Origin of the sequence: Mesorhizobium sp. ESP6-5 (assembly GCF_020164695.1) — a bacterium.
Lineage (GTDB): Bacteria > Pseudomonadota > Alphaproteobacteria > Rhizobiales > Rhizobiaceae > Mesorhizobium > Mesorhizobium australicum.
The window spans coordinates 49,349-68,330 of record NZ_JAIUGR010000001.1 but is presented as its reverse complement, the minus strand read 5'-3'; the positions used below and the strand labels follow the sequence as shown (position 1 = coordinate 68,330).

The 18,982-nt window shown below is 63.2% G+C and carries 20 protein-coding genes; 10 read left to right on the top strand and 10 right to left on the bottom strand.

The features are described 5' to 3' along the window. Positions 1–5: 5 nt before the first annotated feature. From LB524_RS00350 to LB524_RS00335, 4 genes are read right to left on the bottom strand one after another with little or no spacing between them, the layout of a single operon-like run. On the bottom strand, positions 6–320 hold the full coding sequence (locus LB524_RS00350; protein WP_224523086.1) for an antibiotic biosynthesis monooxygenase family protein: 315 nt from the start codon (positions 318–320) through the stop codon (positions 6–8). Between the two features lie 57 nt (positions 321–377). Continuing rightward, positions 378–1,487: a TonB family protein gene (locus tag LB524_RS00345; protein WP_318012208.1), complete on the bottom strand. Its 1,110-nt coding sequence runs from the start codon at positions 1,485–1,487 to the stop codon at positions 378–380. A gap of 24 nt (positions 1,488–1,511) precedes the next feature. Continuing rightward, positions 1,512–1,949: a hypothetical protein gene (locus LB524_RS00340; protein ID WP_015317481.1), complete on the bottom strand. Its 438-nt coding sequence runs from the start codon at positions 1,947–1,949 to the stop codon at positions 1,512–1,514. A 2-nt stretch (positions 1,950–1,951) separates the two neighbouring features. After that, positions 1,952–4,141, bottom strand: a complete 2,190-nt coding sequence (locus LB524_RS00335; RefSeq protein WP_224523085.1) for a TonB-dependent hemoglobin/transferrin/lactoferrin family receptor — start codon at positions 4,139–4,141, stop codon at positions 1,952–1,954. A 197-nt stretch (positions 4,142–4,338) separates the two neighbouring features. On the opposite strand from LB524_RS00335, the gene hemP reads away from it, so the two are divergent. The 5 genes from hemP to LB524_RS00310 are packed head-to-tail and all read left to right on the top strand — an operon-like array spanning position 4,339 to position 8,457. Continuing rightward, positions 4,339–4,545 (top strand): hemin uptake protein HemP, encoded by a 207-nt coding sequence (gene hemP / locus LB524_RS00330; RefSeq protein WP_015317483.1) that lies wholly within the window; start codon positions 4,339–4,341, stop codon positions 4,543–4,545. 23 nt (positions 4,546–4,568) lie between these two features. Further along, positions 4,569–5,630, top strand: coding sequence for a hemin-degrading factor (locus LB524_RS00325; RefSeq protein ID WP_224523084.1), 1,062 nt, complete (start codon positions 4,569–4,571; stop codon positions 5,628–5,630). A gap of 10 nt (positions 5,631–5,640) precedes the next feature. Beyond that, complete coding sequence (locus LB524_RS00320) at positions 5,641–6,549, top strand: hemin ABC transporter substrate-binding protein (RefSeq protein WP_224523083.1); 909 nt, start codon at positions 5,641–5,643, stop codon at positions 6,547–6,549. An 8-nt stretch (positions 6,550–6,557) separates the two neighbouring features. Beyond that, the gene (locus LB524_RS00315; protein WP_224523082.1) at positions 6,558–7,658 is read left to right on the top strand and encodes a FecCD family ABC transporter permease; all 1,101 of its coding nucleotides are present in this window, start codon (positions 6,558–6,560) and stop codon (positions 7,656–7,658) included. A gap of 7 nt (positions 7,659–7,665) precedes the next feature. Beyond that, positions 7,666–8,457, top strand: a complete 792-nt coding sequence (locus LB524_RS00310) for a heme ABC transporter ATP-binding protein (protein WP_224523081.1) — start codon at positions 7,666–7,668, stop codon at positions 8,455–8,457. 32 nt (positions 8,458–8,489) lie between these two features. Here the strand turns inward: LB524_RS00310 and rirA are convergent, their stop codons facing one another. After that, complete coding sequence (rirA, locus tag LB524_RS00305) at positions 8,490–8,954, bottom strand: iron-responsive transcriptional regulator RirA (protein WP_224523080.1); 465 nt, start codon at positions 8,952–8,954, stop codon at positions 8,490–8,492. A 270-nt stretch (positions 8,955–9,224) separates the two neighbouring features. Here rirA and LB524_RS00300 point away from each other — a divergent pair, with 270 nt between their 5' ends. The 3 genes from LB524_RS00300 to LB524_RS00290 all read left to right on the top strand — a co-directional run bounded on the left by LB524_RS00300 (position 9,225) and on the right by LB524_RS00290 (position 11,812). Then, a complete protein-coding gene (locus LB524_RS00300) occupies positions 9,225–10,520 on the top strand; it encodes a DUF445 domain-containing protein (RefSeq protein ID WP_224523077.1) in 1,296 nt (431 codons plus the stop codon). 106 nt (positions 10,521–10,626) lie between these two features. Beyond that, a complete protein-coding gene (locus LB524_RS00295) occupies positions 10,627–11,055 on the top strand; it encodes a phasin family protein (RefSeq protein ID WP_140616026.1) in 429 nt (142 codons plus the stop codon). 259 nt (positions 11,056–11,314) lie between these two features. Next, positions 11,315–11,812 (top strand): MaoC family dehydratase, encoded by a 498-nt coding sequence (locus LB524_RS00290; RefSeq protein ID WP_140792287.1) that lies wholly within the window; start codon positions 11,315–11,317, stop codon positions 11,810–11,812. Positions 11,813–12,047: 235 nt separating this feature from the next. Here LB524_RS00290 and LB524_RS00285 read toward each other — a convergent pair whose 3' ends face one another. After that, positions 12,048–13,448, bottom strand: coding sequence for a PLP-dependent aminotransferase family protein (locus LB524_RS00285; RefSeq protein ID WP_140873591.1), 1,401 nt, complete (start codon positions 13,446–13,448; stop codon positions 12,048–12,050). Positions 13,449–13,555: 107 nt separating this feature from the next. Between LB524_RS00285 and LB524_RS00280 the strand changes: the two genes are divergently transcribed. Beyond that, the gene (locus LB524_RS00280; protein ID WP_140873593.1) at positions 13,556–14,446 is read left to right on the top strand and encodes a DMT family transporter; all 891 of its coding nucleotides are present in this window, start codon (positions 13,556–13,558) and stop codon (positions 14,444–14,446) included. Positions 14,447–14,458: 12 nt separating this feature from the next. On the opposite strand, the gene LB524_RS00275 is transcribed toward LB524_RS00280, so the two are convergent. Next, a complete protein-coding gene (locus tag LB524_RS00275; RefSeq protein WP_015317494.1) occupies positions 14,459–15,502 on the bottom strand; it encodes a zinc-dependent alcohol dehydrogenase family protein in 1,044 nt (347 codons plus the stop codon). Between the two features lie 109 nt (positions 15,503–15,611). Continuing rightward, the gene (locus LB524_RS00270) at positions 15,612–16,073 is read right to left on the bottom strand and encodes a winged helix-turn-helix transcriptional regulator (RefSeq protein WP_015317495.1); all 462 of its coding nucleotides are present in this window, start codon (positions 16,071–16,073) and stop codon (positions 15,612–15,614) included. Between the two features lie 99 nt (positions 16,074–16,172). Between LB524_RS00270 and LB524_RS00265 the strand changes: the two genes are divergently transcribed. Then, on the top strand, positions 16,173–17,405 hold the full coding sequence (locus tag LB524_RS00265; protein ID WP_224523076.1) for an MFS transporter: 1,233 nt from the start codon (positions 16,173–16,175) through the stop codon (positions 17,403–17,405). Positions 17,406–17,409: 4 nt separating this feature from the next. Here LB524_RS00265 and maiA read toward each other — a convergent pair whose 3' ends face one another. Together maiA and LB524_RS00255 are read right to left on the bottom strand one after the other, a co-directional pair. Next, on the bottom strand, positions 17,410–18,060 hold the full coding sequence (gene maiA / locus LB524_RS00260; protein ID WP_140661095.1) for a maleylacetoacetate isomerase: 651 nt from the start codon (positions 18,058–18,060) through the stop codon (positions 17,410–17,412). A gap of 3 nt (positions 18,061–18,063) precedes the next feature. Beyond that, on the bottom strand, positions 18,064–18,759 hold the full coding sequence (locus LB524_RS00255; RefSeq protein ID WP_140661096.1) for a fumarylacetoacetate hydrolase family protein: 696 nt from the start codon (positions 18,757–18,759) through the stop codon (positions 18,064–18,066). Positions 18,760–18,982 lie beyond the last annotated feature (223 nt).

The window sequence follows — 18,982 nt, the reverse complement described above, 5'->3', positions numbered from 1 at the left end:
GGCACCTACGCGCCCTCGACGACGGAAAAGCCCTCGAATTGCGGGTGGCCGAGATAGTGGACTTTCGTCGTGCCGACATTCCGGTGGGCGGCGCGGAAGTTCCCCGACCTGGTCCAGGCGACGAAATCATCGTGACTTGCCCACGCCGTGTGCGACGCAAACAGCGTGTAGCCCTCGGTCTCGTTGACCGGGCCGCGCAACAGGTGAAATTCGCGAAAACCTTTCATCTCGGCCAGGCTGGAGTCGCGGTTCTTCCACACGGCTTCGAAGTTGCCCTCCGAGCCGGTCTGGACCTTGAAGCGGTTCATGGCGATGTACATGGGGTCCCTTTCATGCGGATGTTGATGGTTGCGCCGCACCGCTTGTCCCGGGCCTAGTCAAAACGGGCCGATCCCGACCTCGAACTCCAAGCTCGGGTTCGATGCCTGTGACGGAATTGGAGGGAAGGGAGCGGCCTTGCGCACGATGCCAAGCGCGGCCTCGTCGAAAGTCGGCGATCCTGAGCTTTCCAGAATGCGCAACTGGTCTATGTCGCCCTTCCTGCCTATGGCGAATGCCACAACCGCATTGTTACGCGCGGCCAGTTGCAGCGACGGCGGGAGAGTACGATTGACGCTGCCGAGTTTTCGAAAGACGTTGCCGCGGTAGCTGTCTTCAGCAGTGCTGCCTGGGTCTTTTTGCCTTTTGCCCTTGCTGGCCGCTTCCGCCAGCCGGTCCTGGCCATCGGCCGTGCCGCTCCGTTCATTAGCTGCTCCAGCAGTGGCAGGGGCAGCCGCCCCAGTTGGCCTTGCAACGGGGATCGGCGGTTGGTCGGGAACGGTGACAGGAATTTCGGTGGTTTCGGCCTGGGCGTTCGGCTGTGCCGGCGTTTCTGTCCTGGCAGCCACGCTCTGGTCATCCGGGCGCGGGGTTGCCGCCACCAGTATGTCCGGCGTGGCCACGGGCTGTTTGACCGGTTCCGCCGAGGGCTCCGAAGCCTGCTTCGCGGCGTCACGGGCAGGCTCGGGAGTGTGTGTCACCGGTTCCTGCGCGGGCTGTGAAGGTGCGGTCGGCGCCGGTCTGGCCGCCTTTGCCGGATGAGGCTTGGCCGTCGGCGGGGGCGGCACCAGCGTGACATTCATTGCCGCCGGGTCCTTGTCCAATGCACTGCCGGCGACCTTGTCACCTTTGTGATCGCCGCCTTCCGACTGCTCTGCCTCCCTGGAATCGAACTTGCCGGCGGACGAGATCAGAAAAGCCGCCGCCACGCCGGCATGGAGCAGGCAGGAGATGGCGATCGCAGCCTGCCACTTGCCGTTGCTGGCTTGCGGTCGTGCCTGGGCAAGTCGCTCTGCCGGCGCTATTGCCAACTCGCTGCCAGCGTCGGGGAGTGGATTGATTTCCTGCATGTCGCGGGCGCGAAATTGCAGCGATACGCGCAGACTTGTCAAATCAAGATCGGCTGCCTCAACCGGTAAGCAATCGAAGCCGGCCAGCGGCCCTGCCACGGTCTTTTCTTATGCGGTCCCACTTCAGACGCCGAAAGCGATGCCGGTCCTGGTGTCCGTCTTCAGCTTGCGCATGCAGGCAGTTGGTTCGACGCCCGTGCCAGCGCAATCCGTTCCGCTGTTGACCAGCACGCGGCTGACCTTGGTGCAGTCGGTGCCGGCCAGGTCAAAGCGTGTCACCTTGGTCTTGCCGTGCGGCAGGTCCTTGAAGTCGAGCACGGTCAGCCGGTCGACGATGCCGGCCTTGTTGAACAGAGCGATCTCGAACGCCGCCTTGGTCAGGTCGGCGCCGAGATTGTTGCTGACCAGGAAGGTCAGCCGGCAGCCCTTGCCGGAAGGCTGCGCGGCATTGAGTTCGAGGGTCAGGACCGGCGCGGACTGCTCAGCCCACGCCGGAATTGTCGTCAGCGACATCGCCAGCGTCGAGGTCAGCAAACGAAGGGATGCCGTCAAGGGCGTCATGGTCAGCCTCCAAAGCGCATGGTTGCCGCTAGCTTCAGCGTGATACCGGGTTCGTAGACCGCAACCGTGGTGCTGCCGTTCAGCGGATTGGCGTATTTGACGTCGAACAGATTGTCGGCGCGGAAATCGACTTTCAGATTGTCGGTCGCCTGATAGCTGGCGAAGGCATTGACCAGTGTGTAGTCCGTCGCAACGGCATTGCCCTTCGGCTTGCCGTTATACTGCACCTCACCGCCGACGGTCAGCTTGTCCTCAAGGAAACGCAGGCCAAGCTGAGCGGTGACCTGAGAGGAGGGAATAGTGGCGAGGTCGGCTTCCACACCCTTGTAGGAAACGGTGTGGCCATCCGTGATCGAGGCCGAGAAGCCGGCATGGCCCCATGCCGCGTCATAGACGCCTTCCAGCTCGAAACCGTTGATCTTGGCCTTGGCGAAATTTTGGTACTGGAAGCAGATCGGGATTCCGGGGCCGAAGGGGCAGCCGCTGCCTGGAGCGAACGGCGACAGCGTTACGCCGTCGATATAGTCGTCGACATCGTTGTTGAAATAGGCTGCTTTCAGGCGCAAGGCGTCGCCCGGTTCGAAGATGTCGTTCTGCTTGTAGTTGACGCCGAACTCGGTCGTCTTGCCGGTTTCAGGCCGCAGATTTGGATTGGGCAGGAACGGGAAGCTGACGCCGGCTGGATGATTGCCGCTGATCAGCGTTTCCGTGATCGAGGGCGAGCGGTAGCCTTCCGCATAAGTGCCGTAGAATTGCAGGCCGGCAAGCCCGGCGCTCTCGAACGGCGAGACACCGACCGTGACGCGCGGGGATAGCCTGTGTCCGGAAATATCGTGCGTGTCATCCTTCAGGCTGTAGCTGTCGTAGCGCAGGCCAGCGATGACTTCGAGCCAGTCCCAGGTGAGCTTGTCCTGGACATAGGCGCCGGACACGTTGCGCTTGCCCGACGGCGTGTAGAAACTGTCGCCCCCGGCCGCGCCACCCGTCTTGACGTTGTCGCCGACCCAATCGCCGCCATAGGTCAGTTCATGCGCGATGCCGTTCGTTTCGAACCGCGACGTGTTCCAGATATCGATGCCGGTCGTGCCGACATCGAATGTCGACAGTGATCCTGCCGGCAGCACCACGGGAAGACCGGTCACCGGATCGAAGCGGTTCTGCGGCGCGAGACTGGTCAGGTCGAGATTGGTCTTGTTGTAGGACGTGTTGATGTGGAGATCGAGCCAGCTCTTGTCTTCGTCCGTGATGTTGTAGCGGGCCGTGAAGGTGTTCGACTTCAGGTCGACATCGTTGACCGGCAGGCCGCCGCTGGTCTCGTTCCAGCCGTCGCTCGAACCGACCCAGCCGAGCTTGAGCTCACTGTTCTCGGTTGGCCGGATCGTCGTCTTGAGCAGGCCGCTCAGCACGTCGAAGCCGGTGCCCTTGACCGTGTCGCCGTCGCCGTCCTTGTAGTTGTCGTAGTCGCGGTAAACGATGTTGCCCAACACGTCCCAGTTCTCATTGATGCGATAGGCACCGGTGGCGCTCGTGGTCCAGCCCTTGCCGTTGCTCTCGTAGTGTCCGGTGACGGAACCGGCCCACGTCTCGTCGGGCTTGAGGAAATCGACCGCATCCTTGGTGTCGAAGAAGACGACGCCGCCAATGGCGCCCGAGCCAAAGGTGTTGGCGACAGGACCACGGATCACGTCGACGGATTTGACGAGCTCGGGATCGATATAGAAGGTCGACTGGGTGCCGTGGTCGGAACGCTGGAAATTCTGGCGCGCGCCATCGACGATCACCGCGACGCGGCCGAAATCCTGCAGGCCGCGGATGTTGATGCTGGTGCTGACGCGCCTGGCGTCGGCCTGCGCAGCGACGCCAGGCACACCGAAAAGCATCTCGTTCGGCGTTGTCGCCATGCGGCGATCGAGCTGTTCCTGGTCGACATGGCTGGCCGAGGCCAGCGACTGTATCGCCGTTTCGCCGGTGCGGCTGAGCACCAGGATCCTGTCGAGCAACGTAGCGCCCGCGGGGGCTGCCTTTTGCTGGTCAGTCTTCTTCGATTGATCCGTCTGCTCGCTCGCCGCCTGCGTCGCAGGTTGCGCGTGCGCCGATGGCGCGGATAGAGCGATCGCCGCCACGCTTGCGAGCAAAGCCGCCGCACCGTTCGCCGCCGACCGGCCGCGCCGTTCCCAACTTATCAACCCCATGCCCCAACTCCAAATCCCAGGTTCCATGCTGGCTGGCCCGGGGCTTGCTGGCATTTTGATCGTATCCGGCATCTTAAATGTTGACTCATTTGTCCGGTATTGCACTGACTAGTAAACATGATTATTCAAGTCAAGAAATGAATCGGCAATTCGCAACGCCTAGCCAGATGCCCGGCACAGGAAAGGGATCGACCCAGATGAACACGCACAATCCCAACGAGTTTCGCTATCGCGTCCGCCGTTCCGACGATACCTCCACCCGTTTCGATCGGGTCTCGCTGGCGGTGCGGACGCTGTCCAGCAACACGCTGTTCCAGGGCGAGCACGAAATCGGCATCGAGCATCATGGCGCGCTCTACCGGCTGAAGATCACCCGCCAGGGCAAGCTCATTCTCAACAAGTAAGGCAAGGCATCAGAGGTAAAGACATGGACCAGCGCGTAAAACCCGCTCCGCATGAAATCCGGCGGGCCCGGACCGAGAATCCGAAAGCGCGCGAGCGTGACCTGGCCGCCCAGCTCGGCATTTCGGAGGCCGAGCTGGTGGCCGCGCATTGCGGCGACGGCGCCGTCCGCGTCGAACCGCGCGTCAACGACCTTCTGACCGGTATCGAGGCCGTTGGCGAGGTTATGGCGCTGACCCGCAACGAAAGCGCCGTACACGAGAAGATCGGCGTCTATGACAAGGTCGTCACCGGCAATCACAATGCCATGGTGCTCGGCGAGAACATCGACCTACGCATTTTTCCGAAAATCTGGGCGCATGGCTTTGCCGTGGAGAAGCGCGACGGCGACGACATCCGCCGCAGCCTGAAGTTCTTCGATGCGGCCGGCGACGCGGTGCACAAGGTGCATCTGCGCCCGGCCTCCAGCCTCCATGCCTACCAGAAACTGGTCGCCTCGCTGGAATCGCCGAACCAGGAGCCGACGATCGACATTTCGGGGCCGGTTCTCGATGAGGAAAGCGAGGCCGGGGCATCGACGGCGAGCCTGGACGACCTGCGTGACCGCTGGAGCCGGCTGACGGACGTGCACCAGTTCTTCGGCATGCTGAAGACGCTGAAGCTCAGCCGCCGCCAGGCGGTGCGCATGGTTGGCCAGGACTACGCCTGGCTGCTCGACAACGACGCGGTGCGCGCCATGTTCCATCACGCCGCCGAAAGCGAGATGCCGATCATGTGCTTCGTGGGCAACCGCGGCTGCATCCAGATCCACTCCGGGCCGATCAAATCGATCAAGCCCATGGGGCCGTGGATCAACGTGCTCGACGAGACCTTCCACCTGCATCTGCGCACCGACCACATCCATGAAGTCTGGGCGGTGCGCAAGCCGACCAAGGACGGCCATGTCACATCGCTCGAGGTCTATGCCGCCAATGGCGACATGATCATCCAGTTCTTCGGCAAGCGCCATGAAGGCGAAGGCGAGCGCGACGACTGGCGTTTTCTGGCCGAGCACCTGCCGCGCATCCCGAACCCGACGGCAGCCTGAGGAAAGTGTGATGCGTTTTGTTTCGAGACCGTCCGCCCTGCGCGGATCGATGGTCAGTTATGCAATCGGCCTTTCCATGGCTGTCGCCGCGCTGCAACCAGTCGGCGCCACCGAAGGCGTTTCGGTGTTCGCCGATCCTTCGAAGATCGCCGCTATTGGCGGCTCCATCACCGAGATCGTCTATGCGCTTGGCGAGGAGAGACATTTGGTGGCGCGCGATTCCACCAGCCTCTATCCAAAGGCCGCGCTCGGCCTGCCTGATGTCGGTTACATGCGCCAGCTGTCGCCGGAAGGCGTCTTGTCGGTCAATCCGACAGGCATACTGGCATTGCACGGCAGCGGCCCCAGGGAAGCCGTCGACGTGCTGAAGAAGACGAGCATTCCGTTCATCGAAGTGCCCGAGCAGTACAACCGCGAAGGCATCCTCCAGAAGGTCCGCATTGTCGGCAAGGCGATCGGGGTCGAGGCCAAGGCAGAGGTGCTGGCCAGGGCACTCGATGCGAAACTCACAGCCGCCGAAAAGCGGACAGCCACGATCAAGGAGCGCAGGCGCGTGCTGTTCATTCTCTCGACGCAGGGTGGCAAGATCCTGGCGGCCGGCAGCGAAACCGCGGCCGACGGAATGGTCAAGCTGGCGGGCGGGGTCAATGCGGTGGAAGGCTTTTCCGGCTACAAGCAAATGTCGGACGAAGCGATCATCACCGCAAGGCCGGACGTGATCCTGATGATGAGCAATGCCGGGCCGCCGGTCTCGGACGACGAAGTGTTCGGCAATCCATCCATCGCCTCAACGCCGGCCGGAACGGCGCGCAAGCTGATCCGCATCGATGGCGCCTATCTACTCGGCTTCGGGCCGCGCACGGCCGACGCGATCCATGATCTCGCCGTTTCGCTTTATGGCGCACAGGTCACGGACTGAGCATCATCATGGCCGACCAGTCGATCGCAGGTCCGGCGAAGGCGATTAGGGCATCCGAAGGGGATCGTTCCGGCCGCGCCCGTGCCGTCATCCTTCTGCTGTGCCTGGGCCTGGCGATCGCCGTCTTGCTTTCGCTCACATCCGGGGCGTCGGATGCATCCGCCGTGACCGTTTTCAGGGATTGGCTCTTTGGCTCCGTCCCCGGCGATGCGGCGCTCAACGCCCGCGACAGCTTGATCATCCATGACATCCGCATGCCACGCGTCATCCTCGGCATGTTGGTGGGTGCGGCGCTCGCGGTTTGTGGCGCCGTCATGCAAGGACTGTTCCGCAATCCGCTCGCCGACCCCGGTCTGATCGGTGTTTCCGCAGGATCCAGCCTTGGCGCGGTGGTCATCATCGTTCTTGGCGGGACCGTGCTGGCGCCGGTGACCGCCTTGCTCGGAACGCTGGCGCTGCCGCTTGCGGCGTTCGTCGGCGGTCTCGTCACCACATTGGCGCTCTATCACGTCGCCACGCGACGTGGACAAACCTCGGTCGCCACCATGCTGCTCGCGGGCATAGCCCTGGCGGCACTTGCCATGGCGCTGACCGGAATCCTCATATTCATGGCCGACGATCGCCAGCTGCGCGACCTGACCTTCTGGTCACTGGGATCGCTCGGCGGTGCGACATGGGCCAAGATAGCTTCCGTAGGACCCATAATCGTCCTGGCACTGGCGGCGATGCCGTTCCTGGCCCGTGGCCTTAACGCGCTGGCGCTGGGCGAAGCGACCGCCGGCCATCTCGGCATTCCGGTGCAGCGGCTGAAATACACCGCCATCATCGGCGTTTCGGCGGCGGTCGGCGCCTCCGTCGCCGTCAGCGGCGGCATCGGCTTCGTCGGCATCGTCGTGCCGCATCTGCTGCGACTGCTGATCGGACCCGACAATCGTTACCTGCTGCCGGCCTCGGCGCTGCTCGGCGCCTCGTTGTTGCTGCTCGCCGATGCGGTCGCCCGCACCATCGTGGCACCGGCCGAGCTGCCGATCGGCATCGTCACCGCGATATCAGGCGCGCCGTTCTTCCTGTGGATATTGCTGCGCAGGCGCGGCGTGATCGATTTGTGAGGCTGGAATGATCGAGGCGAGGAATGTTTCGGTCGATATCGCCGGCAAGAGAATTGTTGCCGGTGTCGATTTCGATGCGCGGCCGGGCGAGGTGGCGGCAATCGTCGGCCCCAATGGTTCGGGTAAGACGACCTTCCTGAGGGCATTGTCGGGGGACCTCGGCTATACCGGGAGCGTCGTCCTCAACGGCCGCGACCTCGCAGCGATGAAGCCGGTGGAGGTCGCCGTCCAGCGGGCTGTGTTGCCGCAGGCGACGACACTGTCGTTTCCTTTCACTGTGCGGGAGGTCGTCAGGCTTGGCCTGGTCGGTGGCCGTTCGGGCGTGCTGCCGGGCGAGGACGGACGCCTGCCGGAACGGGCGCTGGCGCGGGTCGATCTCGACGGCTTTGCCGGCCGCTTCTACCAGGAGCTTTCCGGTGGCGAGCAGCAGCGTGTCCAGCTTGCGCGCGTGCTGTGCCAGGTCTGGGCACCGGTGCTCGACGGCAAGCCGCGCTATCTGTTCCTTGACGAGCCGGTGTCCAGCCTCGACATCAAGCACCAGCTGATCATCATGAACATCGCCCGCGACTTCGCCAGAAGGGGCGGGGGCGTGGTAGCGATCCTGCACGACCTCAATCTGACGGCCATGTACGCTGACCGCATCTTCGTGATGCATAGCGGCCGGCTGGCCGCCAGCGGCTCGCCCCGCGACGTGCTGAGTGACGACCTGATCGAGAAGGTGTTCGATTGCCGGCTCAAGGTCGGCGTGCTGCCGGCCGGCAACATGCCGTTCGTGCTCCCGCAATCGTCGGTCAGCTGATATTCAGCCGACACTGCACGATGCGGCAGGGATCAGGCCGCTGGGGCGCGGCGCTCCATCAGCATGTCGATGCCGAGCAGGGCGCGTACATTTGGCCTTGCCGCCACGAGGTCGGCGATCGTGTAGCGGGCAAGCACGGCGAAGAAGGCGTTGAGCGCTTCGCGCAATGCGGAGTTCAGCGCGCAGCTGTCGACCAGCGGGCATTCGGCGGCATCGTTCTCGAAGCACTCCGCCATGGCAAAACTTTCCTCGGTCACGCGCACAACGTCGAACAGGCTTATCGATTCGGCGGCACGGCCGAGCCGTACCCCTCCGTTCCGGCCGCGCACAGTGTCGACCATGCCATTCTCGACCAGAGGCTGCAGGATTTTGAACAGGAACAGTTCCGACACCGAATAGGCGGCCGCGATCTCCGGTATGCGGCTCAACCGGTCATTGTTGGCGGCGCAATACATCAGAATGCGCATGGCATAGTTGGTTTGGCGCGTAAGCCGCATCTTGTCCTCACTCGGCGCTGATATGATGCAACCACGCCAGATTCTAAACTTTGCTGGCGCGGCTCTCGTCCGGAATCCGGATCGCTGCACTGGTCTCGGCGGAATATGGCCTATACCTTGGAATAATTCCAGACTAGCCGGGCATCATAGATGAATAAACTCGTCAACTTTATGTGCGTCGCCGGGAAAAAGCCGGGACAGACAAACCGGCTGTCACGGGCATTCCGGCGGCCGCGGCACTAGATAGGCCTGAGATAGACGAGGAGCGGCATGGCTCAATCGGACCAATCCCTGGCGCCAGTGCGGTTCGATGCCGACGCGGGCGACAAGCTTTCCGCACTGCGGCGGACAAAGTTCGTCGCCACGGCGGCATTGGCACTCTGCGTGGTGGTCTTTGCCTTGGCCAAGTCCTTCCAGAGCAGCTATTCGTGGCTCGGCTTCGTCGCCGCCTTCGCCGAGGCGGCAACGATCGGTGGCCTCGCCGACTGGTATGCGGTGGTGGCGCTGTTCAAACGGCCGCTCGGGTTGCCCATCCCGCACACCGCCATCATCCCGGAAAACCAGGACCGTATCGCCGACAATCTCGGCCGTTTCATCGAGGCCAATTTCCTGGCGCCGGAACCGGTGCGTGAAAAACTCGCCGAGGTCGATTTTTCGGCGCTCGTGGCCGACTGGCTGGCAGATGCCGAACGCGCCGCCGGCCTGTCGCGCTTCGTCGTGCGGCTGGTGCCGCAGACGCTTGCCGCCGTCGAACAATCCGGTCTGCGCGGCTTCGTCACCAGCCGCATGCTCGAACAGATCGAAAAGGTGCCGCTGGCGCCACTTGCGGCCGAACTTCTGTCGGCGCTCACCGACGACCGCCGCCACCAGAAGCTGTTCGACGAGTTCATCAAGGTCATCGGCCGGTTTCTCAACGACGAACAGGCGCTGGCGACGATGCGCGACAAGATCCGCGAGGAACTCCCGTCGCTATTCAACCTGTTCCGGGCCGACGCCTATCTCCTGAAGAAGATCGTCGCTTCGGCTGGCTCCTTGCTGGACGAGGTGCGTGCCGATCCAGATCACCCGATGCGCGCCGAATTCGACCGTTTCGCGCAAAGTTTCGTCGAGCGGCTGCGCACGTCCAAGCAATATGCCAGGCGAGCGGAGAAAATGAAGCGCGACTTCCTCGCCAGACCCGAAATCAGGGCGCTAGCCGGCGACATGTGGGAGAGCCTCAGCCTGTTCATCGAGCAGGACGCCAAGGCGCCGAATTCGTTGATCAGGGAGCATCTGGCCAACATGTTTGTCGAAGTCGGCCGCCATCTTGCCGGAGACGCGCAGATCCGGGCCGACATGAACCAAGGATTCGTGGTGGCGCTGGCCTCCTTCGTCGAAAGCCAGAAGAGCGGTGTGTCGAAATTCATCGCCGACCAGGTCAAGCGCTGGGACCTTGCCCAACTGACACGCCTGATCGAGATGAACATTGGCAGGGACCTGCAATATATCCGCTTCAACGGCATGATCATCGGTGGGCTGGCGGGCATCGTGCTTTACACGATCGAGCTGCTGCTCCCGGTCAATTGATCCCTAGCGATCGCCTAGGCCCGTGTTCGAAATGGACACGAGGCGTTCGAGTGCTATTCTCCTCGATGAGGGCGTCCGCGATCGCGGCAAAGGGGAGATGACAATCATGGCCAGACAATCGGAATCCGATTCTTTCATGGAAATGTTCGGCAGGTTCGGCCGTGACCTGAAGGTGCCGAATGTGGATGTCGAAGCGATTCTTGCGCATCACCGCAAGAATCTCGAAGCTTTGGAGAAATCCGCGCGTGCCGGGGCGGCCGGGACGTCCTCGCTGTTGTCTAGGCAACGCGAAATGCTGCAGGACACGCTGCGCGAGATCGCCGACATGGCGCAGAGCTACCGCGCACCGGGCAATCCGCAGGAGTTGATGGCCAAGCAGACCGAGTTTGCCAGAAAATCCTTTGAGGCGGCGCTCAAGAACGCCGGTGAAGTGGCTGAGCTAGCCAGGAAATCAGGCACCGAATCGATCGACATCCTGCGCGCACGCATCAAGGAGGCGATGGAGGAGGTCCGCGCCGGTTACGGGCAGAAGTAGGTTCTCATGGGCTGTCGTTCCGCTCTCGGCCGGGCACACCCCGTTCCCGATACCGTAACCCTTCGCACAGTTGCATTAGCGCCACGCCATAAGCTCCCGGCAGTCTGAAAGGTCGGAAAAGTCCCAATTCGCCTGCCATCGCATGGCAAGACATGGCACGAGTGAGCGCGAATCCGCCGGAACGGATTTGCGAGGGACGAATTGACAGAGGCCGCCGGTTCGTGGTCCGGAAGCTTTGGAAGCGATCGGGAAAGCAGGCATGACGGAAGTACGGCCTAAAACGCCGCCAACCTACGAGCAGCTGAGAACGATGTCCGGACAGGAGCTCGGCGTCTCGGAATGGACCACGGTCGACCAGAACCGTATCAACCAGTTCGCCGAATGCACGGGCGACCATCAATGGATCCACGTCGATCCTGAACGGGCGCGGCGGCAAAGCCCGTTCCGCACCACGATCGCGCATGGCTATCTGACACTGTCGATCATCGGCGCGCTGGCCCTTGAAATGGGTATCGTGCCCGAGAATACGCAGGCCGCCTTCAACTATGGTTTCGACAAGGTGCGTTTCCTGGCGCCGGTCAAGGTCGGCGCACGCATTCGCCTGCGCACGACGCTGCTTTCCATGGAAGACAAAGGCCCGGGCCAGTATCTGATGAAGGCAGCCAACACGGTCGAGATCGAAGGCGAGGAAAAGCCGGCGCTGATGGCTGAAACACTCGTCATGCTCTACGAGCGCCGCAAACGGGCAGGGGCTTGAACGGCGACCCGCCAGGCCCCTTGCGTCATTCCTTCAGCTGTTCTTGTGCGGCAAGGAATAGGCCCAGATCTGGGTATGGCGTTTCGGAAAAGGCATGATTGAGCATCCGCACACAAATGGTGAGATTTGGCGGCGTTCTGCCGTTTCATGGATGGTCTGATTTGATGGGGCAGAAGGCCGCAACAACGAGGTGTTGTCGCGGCTTATTTGTCTGCTGACTTGGTGGTCCCCCATATCAGCGAGTCATCGCCGTTTCGAGCGCCTTGAAAATCCGCTCGTCCGCGCACTGGGCGACGTTGAAGCGCAGGAAGCGGCTGGCGGACTGCGACAGGCTGAACGCATTGCCGGGCGCCAGCACGATGTTGTCGGCGAGCGCACTGCGGGCGATTTCGGCCGCGTCCACGCCTTCCGGCAGGGTGCACCACAGGAACAGCCCAGCCGGCTGCTCGATCCAGGGCGTGATGCCGATCGCCTTCAGCCGGGCGCTGGTCTCGCCCATGGCCCGCGAAAGGCGGGCGCGCAGCAAATCCATGTGCTTTCGGTAGCTGCCGTCCTTCAGCAGCGTCAGCACAAGTTCGGCCGCCAGCCGTCCGCCGCCGAACGTCGTGGCGATCTTGAGGTCGGTCAGGCCCTCGATCCAGTCACGGGGCGCGGCGATGAAACCGCAGCGGACCGACGCCGACAGCGTCTTTGAGAAACTGCCGATCTGGACGACGCGACTAAGGCCGTCGAACGCCGCCAGCCTTGGGGCGGGAATGTGCTCGAAATCGGCGAAGATATCATCCTCGACGATGGTCAGATCCGACTGGTCGGCCAGTTTGAGCAAACGATGGGCCGTCACCGGAGACAGGATCGCGCCGGTCGGGTTGTGGATGGCCGAGTTGGTGATGTAGAGGCGCGGCCGGTGTTCGGCCAGCGCCTGGGCGAACAGCTCGATGTCCGGCCCCGACGGCGTGTAGGGCACGCTGACGACCTTGGCGCGGTGGGCGCGCAGCAGAGCATGGAAGTTGAAGTAGCAGGGATCGTCGACCAGCACGGTGTCGCCGGGCTCGATCAGGAACCGGCACAAGAGGTCGATGGCCTGGGTGCCCGATTCCGTCAGCATGATCTGGTCGGGGGAGGCTTCGATGCCGTGCCCGGCCATGCGCCGCGCCAGCAATTGCCGCAGCGGCGGCAGCCCGAGCGGCGTGCCGTAATCTGCGAGAGCGACATCGTCGGCACGCGCGACAGTGCGCAATGCCCGGCGCAGCCCGGCCTGTGGCATCCATGAAGCCGGCAGCCAGCCGCAGCCGGGTTTCAGGACCTCGTCGCCAGCCTCCAGGGACTGGCGCGAGACCCAGAGCGGATCGACGGCACGGTCGAGCCGGGGACCGATCTCGGCGAGCGACAGCGGTGCCAGCGACCCGGCGGCATAGAAACCGGAACCGGGCCGCGAACGGATCGCGCCTTCGGCGGCAAGCCGTTCGTAGGCCTCGACCACGGTGGATTTCGACACCTGCATGGATTTGGCGAAAGCGCGGATCGAGGGCAACCTTGCTCCAGGCGTCAGGCTGCGCGCGGCAATCCGCTGCCGGATGGCGGCCATGACCCCTTCGACGAGAGTTCCGCCGCTGTCGAGCCTCACTGCTTCGTCCATCTGTACCTTCCAGAAAACCATGACAGTTTTATCGAATTGTACTGCATTGTCTCTGGTGGCGCCATAGCCGCGGGCCCCATAGAGGGGCGAAACAAACGGAGCCTGCGATGGACAAGACGGCGAGCGGCTGGGTGAGCGGATTTATCGGCGTGCTGATTTTCAGCGGTTCGTTGCCGGCGACGCGCGTGGCGGTGATGGATCTCGACCCGATATTCCTGACGTCGGCCCGCGCGGTCATTGCCGGCCTGCTCGGTCTCGCGCTGCTGCTTGTGTTCCGCGAGAAGCGCCCCGGGCGTCATGACTTGCTGTCGCTCGTCATCGTTGCGCTTGGCGTGGTCGTCGGCTTTCCCTTGCTGACGGCATTGGCGCTGAAGCATGTCACCTCGGCCCACTCCATCATCTTCGTCGGCCTGCTGCCGCTGGCGACCGCGATCTTCGGCGTGCTGCGCGGCGGTGAACGGCCTCGGCCGGCCTTCTGGCTGTTCTCATGCCTGGGCAGTGCGCTGGTGGCGGGCTTCGCGCTTGCGCAAGGCGTGACGGCTTCGCCGGTCGGCGATGGACTGATGCTTGCGGCCATCGTCGCCTGCGGCCTTGGCTACGCCGAGGGTGCCGCGCTGTCGCGCAAGCTCGGGGGCTGGCAAGTGATCTGCTGGGCGCTGGTGCTGTCCCTGCCGGTCATGCTGGTGCTGACCTTTGCGACCCTGCCGCTATCCTTCGCCAGCGTAGGCTCCAATGCCTGGATTGGCCTTGGCTATGTCTCGCTGTTCAGCATGCTGATCGGCTTCGTGTTCTGGTATCGAGGCCTGGCGCAAGGCGGCATTGCGGCGGTGGGGCAGTTGCAGCTTCTGCAACCGTTCTTCGGGCTCGCACTGGCGGCGACGCTGCTGCATGAACAGGTCAGCCCGATGATGATCGTCGTCACGCTTGGCGTGGTGCTTTGCGTTTTCGGCGCGAAGAAGTTTGCCAAGCAGGATTTGCCGCGTCGTGCGGCTGCATAGCGATGCCTACCCTCACGAGAACTTCGTCACCACCCCAATGCCGATACCCTCGAAGCCGCCCATCGCCATCAAGGCTGCTGGCGCTTCGTCGAGGCTGATTTTCTTGCCGACCAGCAGTTCGGGTTTGAGCTTGCCGTGGCGGATCATCTCCATCATCGCGGGGTAGCGATAGGCCTGCATGCCGTGACTGCCGAGGATTTCGAGTTCGAAGGCGATCACCTTGTCCATCGGCACCTGCGGGCGGGCGTGTTCGCCCAGCATCAAGCCGACCTGCACGTGACGGCCGCGCCGGCGCAGGTTGGCGATCGAGTTGAAAGACGTCGTCGGATGGCCGAGCGCGTCCATCGACATGTGGGCGCCACCATTGGTGATCTGCTTGACGGCCTTGACGACGTTCGGCGTCGTCGAAGCGTTGATGGTCGCCACGGCGCCGATCTGTTTGGCGAAGTCCAGCTTTTCCTCGGTGAGGTCGATGGCGATGACGTTGGCGCCCATCGAACTGGCGATCATGATTGCCGACAGGCCGACGCCGCCGCAGCCATGCACCGCCACCCATTCGCCGGGCTTTACCCGGCCCTGATCGACAATGGCGCGGAACGATGTGACGAAGCGGCAGCCGAGGCTGGCGGCGGTGGCGAATTCCATTTCGTCGGGCAGGCGCACGAGATTGGTATCGGCGTGTTCGATAGCGACATATTCGGCGAATGAGCCCCAGGTGTTGAAGCCAGGCTGGGACTGGTGTTCGCAGACCTGGTGATTGCCTGATGTGCATTCGAAGCAGTGGCCGCAGCCGACGGCAAACGGCACGGTGACGCGTTCGCCCGCCTTCCAGCGGGTGACGTGCTTGCCGGCGGCAACCACGACGCCGGCCAGTTCGTGGCCCGGCACATGCGGCAGGCGGATATCGGCGTCATGGCCCATCCAGCCGTGCCAGTCGCTGCGGCAGAGCCCGGTCGCCTCGACCTTGATGACGACGCCATCGGCCGCCGGCTTGGGGTCTGGCACGGTCTGGATCGTCGGCGCTTCGCCGAATTTCTCGAAGACGACGGCTTTCATCGTTCATTCCACCCTTGAGACGACACTCACTGTGGAAACGATAGCCGATTCCCTGTTCGGTCAAGCGGAAATCGACTCCGCCAGGCTGGCCAGTCCGCGGACCCTGCGGTCAGCTGTTTTCCTGGTTGCGGAAATCGGCAAGCCGGGTGTCACCGGGGGCAAGCAGGCGGCCGTCTTCTGCGTGCACTTCAAGACGCCTTATCGGCCGGCCACTCTCCGTGTCGACCATGAAGGTGTAGGGCTCGCCCGGACCGGAGAAATAGGTCTCGCCCCATTGCCGCAAGGCGATCAGCACGTAGAACAGGCCGCGTCCTTTTTGCGTCAGCACATATTCATGATGCGCGCTGCCGTCGGGGGCCGGGACGGTTTCGAGGATGCCGTGCGTAACCAGATTTCGGAGCCGCGCCGACAGGATGTTCTTGGCAACGCCCAGGCTCTTTTGGAACTCGCCGAAGCGTCGCAACCCGTCGAACGCGTCGCGCACGATGAGCAGCGACCACCAGTCGCCGATCGCATCCAGCGGTCGCGCGATCAGGCAATCCGCACTCTGGTGGCTCGTTCGTTTCACCATGGCTTTCGTTGGTCCAGATTGTTCATTTTGGTTGCAAGATAAAACTGTTTTGTTTATCCCACAAGTGGTTTCAAATTGAAACCTTTCGTGGAGAGCCTCATGAATATACAGGTGGTGAACGGCGCGGCAGCGAAGGCGGCGCAGCCCGAAGAGCCGAGGCAAGTCACACCGGGATTGTCCGGAATGACAGCGCTGGTCTTCGCCATCGCCTGTGGCCTGAGCGTCGCCAATGTCTATTTCGCCCATCCGCTGCTCGACGCCATGGCGCATGATTTTGCCATTGCGCCGGCCTCGATCGGCATCGTGGTGACGGTCACGCAGGTCGGCTATGCACTTGGCCTGTTCTTCATCGTGCCGCTGGGCGACCTGTTCGATCGCCGCAAGCTGATTGCCGGCCAGGCGATCCTTTCGGCCGTGGCGCTGATAGCCGTTGGACTTGCACCGAACGCGGCGATGCTGCTGGCGAGCCTCGCGGCGGTCGGGCTGCTTGCCGTGATGGTGCAGGTACTGGTTGCCTACGCGGCCGACCTCGCCGCGCCGTCGCAACGGGGGCGGGCGGTCGGCACCGTCACCAGCGGCGTCATAACAGGCATCCTGCTTGCCCGCTTCGTCGCCGGCGTCGTCGCCGATCTCGCCGGCTGGCGCTGGGTCTATCTTGTCTCGGCCGGCCTTACACTTGTCATGGCGGTTGTTCTCCACACCGTCCTGCCGCGCCATGAGGCAGAGCGGCCGCGCACGTCCTACATCAGGCTGTTGGGCTCGATGGTGCTGCTGTTCGTGCGGGAACCGCTGCTGCGCGTGCGCGCGGTGCTCGCCTTGCTGATCTTCGCCAGCTTCAACGTGCTGTGGGCACCGCTGGTGCTGCCGCTCAGCACGGCGCCATTTTTACTGTCGCACACCGCGATCGGGCTGTTCGGCCTTGCCGGTGTCGCCGGCGCGCTGGGGGCGCGATGGACCGGTGGTCTGGTGGATCGCGGGCATGGTCAACTGGTCACTGGCCTCAGCCTGCTTATGATGACGACGGCCTGGCTGCCTATCGCCTTCATGGGCATGTCACTATGGTTGCTTGTCGCCGGCATCGTCATGCTGGATCTGGCAATCCAGGCCGTCCACGTCACCAATCAGAGCCTGATTTTCTCCCGTCGGCCGGATGCGCGCAGCCGGCTGGTCGGCGGCTACATGATCTTCTACTCGGTCGGCAGTGCGCTCGGCTCGATCGCCTCGACCATGGCCTATGCCGCGGCCGGCTGGAGCGGGGTCTCGTTGCTCGGCGCCGGCATCGGCTTGACGGCGCTATTGTTCTGGGCGCTGACGCTGCGCGTTGGCCGGTGAGCCCTTACTCGGCGTCGATCTGGTTCTGTGGCGCGGCTTTCTGGAAAGCGGGTAGCGCCACGCAGGCGGCGTTGATGCGCGCGATTGTCGGATAGGGCGTCATGTCGACGCCGAAGCGGGCGTTGCTGGTGACTTGCGCGGCAAGGCAGATGTCGGCCAGCCCCGCCGCCTCGCCATGGCAGAATGTGCCGGTTTCGGGCGACGCGGTGAGCAATTTTTCGAGCGGTCCAAATCCTTCATTGACCCAATGCCGGAACCAGTTGGCGACATCCTGGTCGCCGGCGCCGAACAGGGTGCGCAGCGAAGTCAGCACGCGCAGATTGTTCACCGGGTGGATGTCGCAGGCGATCATCTGCGCCAGCATTCTCACTCGTGCCCGGCTCGGCGGATCCTTCGGCAATAGCGGGGGTTCAGGTATGGTCTCGTCGAGAAACTCGATGATCGCCAGCGATTGCGTCAGGAGCATGCCGTCGCTCCAGATCAGTGCCGGCACCAGCCCCTGCGGATTGACCGCGAGATAGGCCGCCTCCAGATGCTCGCCATGGCGCAGGTGATGCGGGATGTAGTCATAGCCCACCCCTTTCATCTCCAGGGCAATCCGCACCCGGTGCGAGGTGGAGGAGCGGAAGTAGTTGTGCAGGACAATGTCGCTCATGCGTCACTTCCGCTGGCCGATGGTCAGTTCGATCGTGCCGATGCCGTCGACACCGCCTGATATCGTTTCACCCGGCTTGATCGCGCCGACACCGGCGGGCGTGCCGGTGAAGATCAGGTCGCCAGCCTGCAATTCCACGCCTTCGCTGCAGATCGAGACGATGTCCGATACCGGCCAAATCAGTTCGGCGAGGTCGGCATCCTGTTTCACCGCGCCGTCGACGGCGAGCCAGATGCGTCCCTTGGCCGGGTGCCCGGATTTCCGTGCGGCAACCAGCGGGCCGCAGGGCGCGGAACGGTCGAAGGCCTTCGACCAGTCCCAGGGCCGCGCCGCCTTCTTGGCGGCATCCTGGAGATCGCGGCGGGTGAGATCGATGCCGACGCCATAGCCCCAGACATGGTCCAGCGCTTTGTCGCGGGAAATGCGAAAGCCTGAGGTGCCGATCGCCACCACCAGTTCGATCTCGAAGTGGAGGTTTTCCGTCAGCGGCGGGTAGGGGATATCAGTGCCGGAATCGACCACCGCGTCGGCCGGCTTGGTGAAGAAGAAGGGCGGATCGCGATCGTCATTGCCGAACTCGCGCGCATGGGCCGCATAGTTGCGGCCGACGCAGAAAATGCGCCGCACGGCAAAGCGTTCGCCGGAACCCGCAATGGCGACGGAAGGCGTTGGCGGGGCGGGAAGGACAAAGGCGGTCATGGCGGTCTCTGCGTTTGGCGGGGAGTCGGCGGCACATTCGGCCGATTTCCAGGGGCGGGCAAGGCGTCGCTTTTGATAAAGCATGGGCTTCGCCTAGGCTGTATAAGGGATTCAGGCTTCCGATCATTTTTTTGCAGCGATGAAACCTGTTCGACGGCGATAGACTATTTGCCAATAATCCGGCCATGGTCAGGAGACTATGGTGTGCCCGGTAAACCGGAAC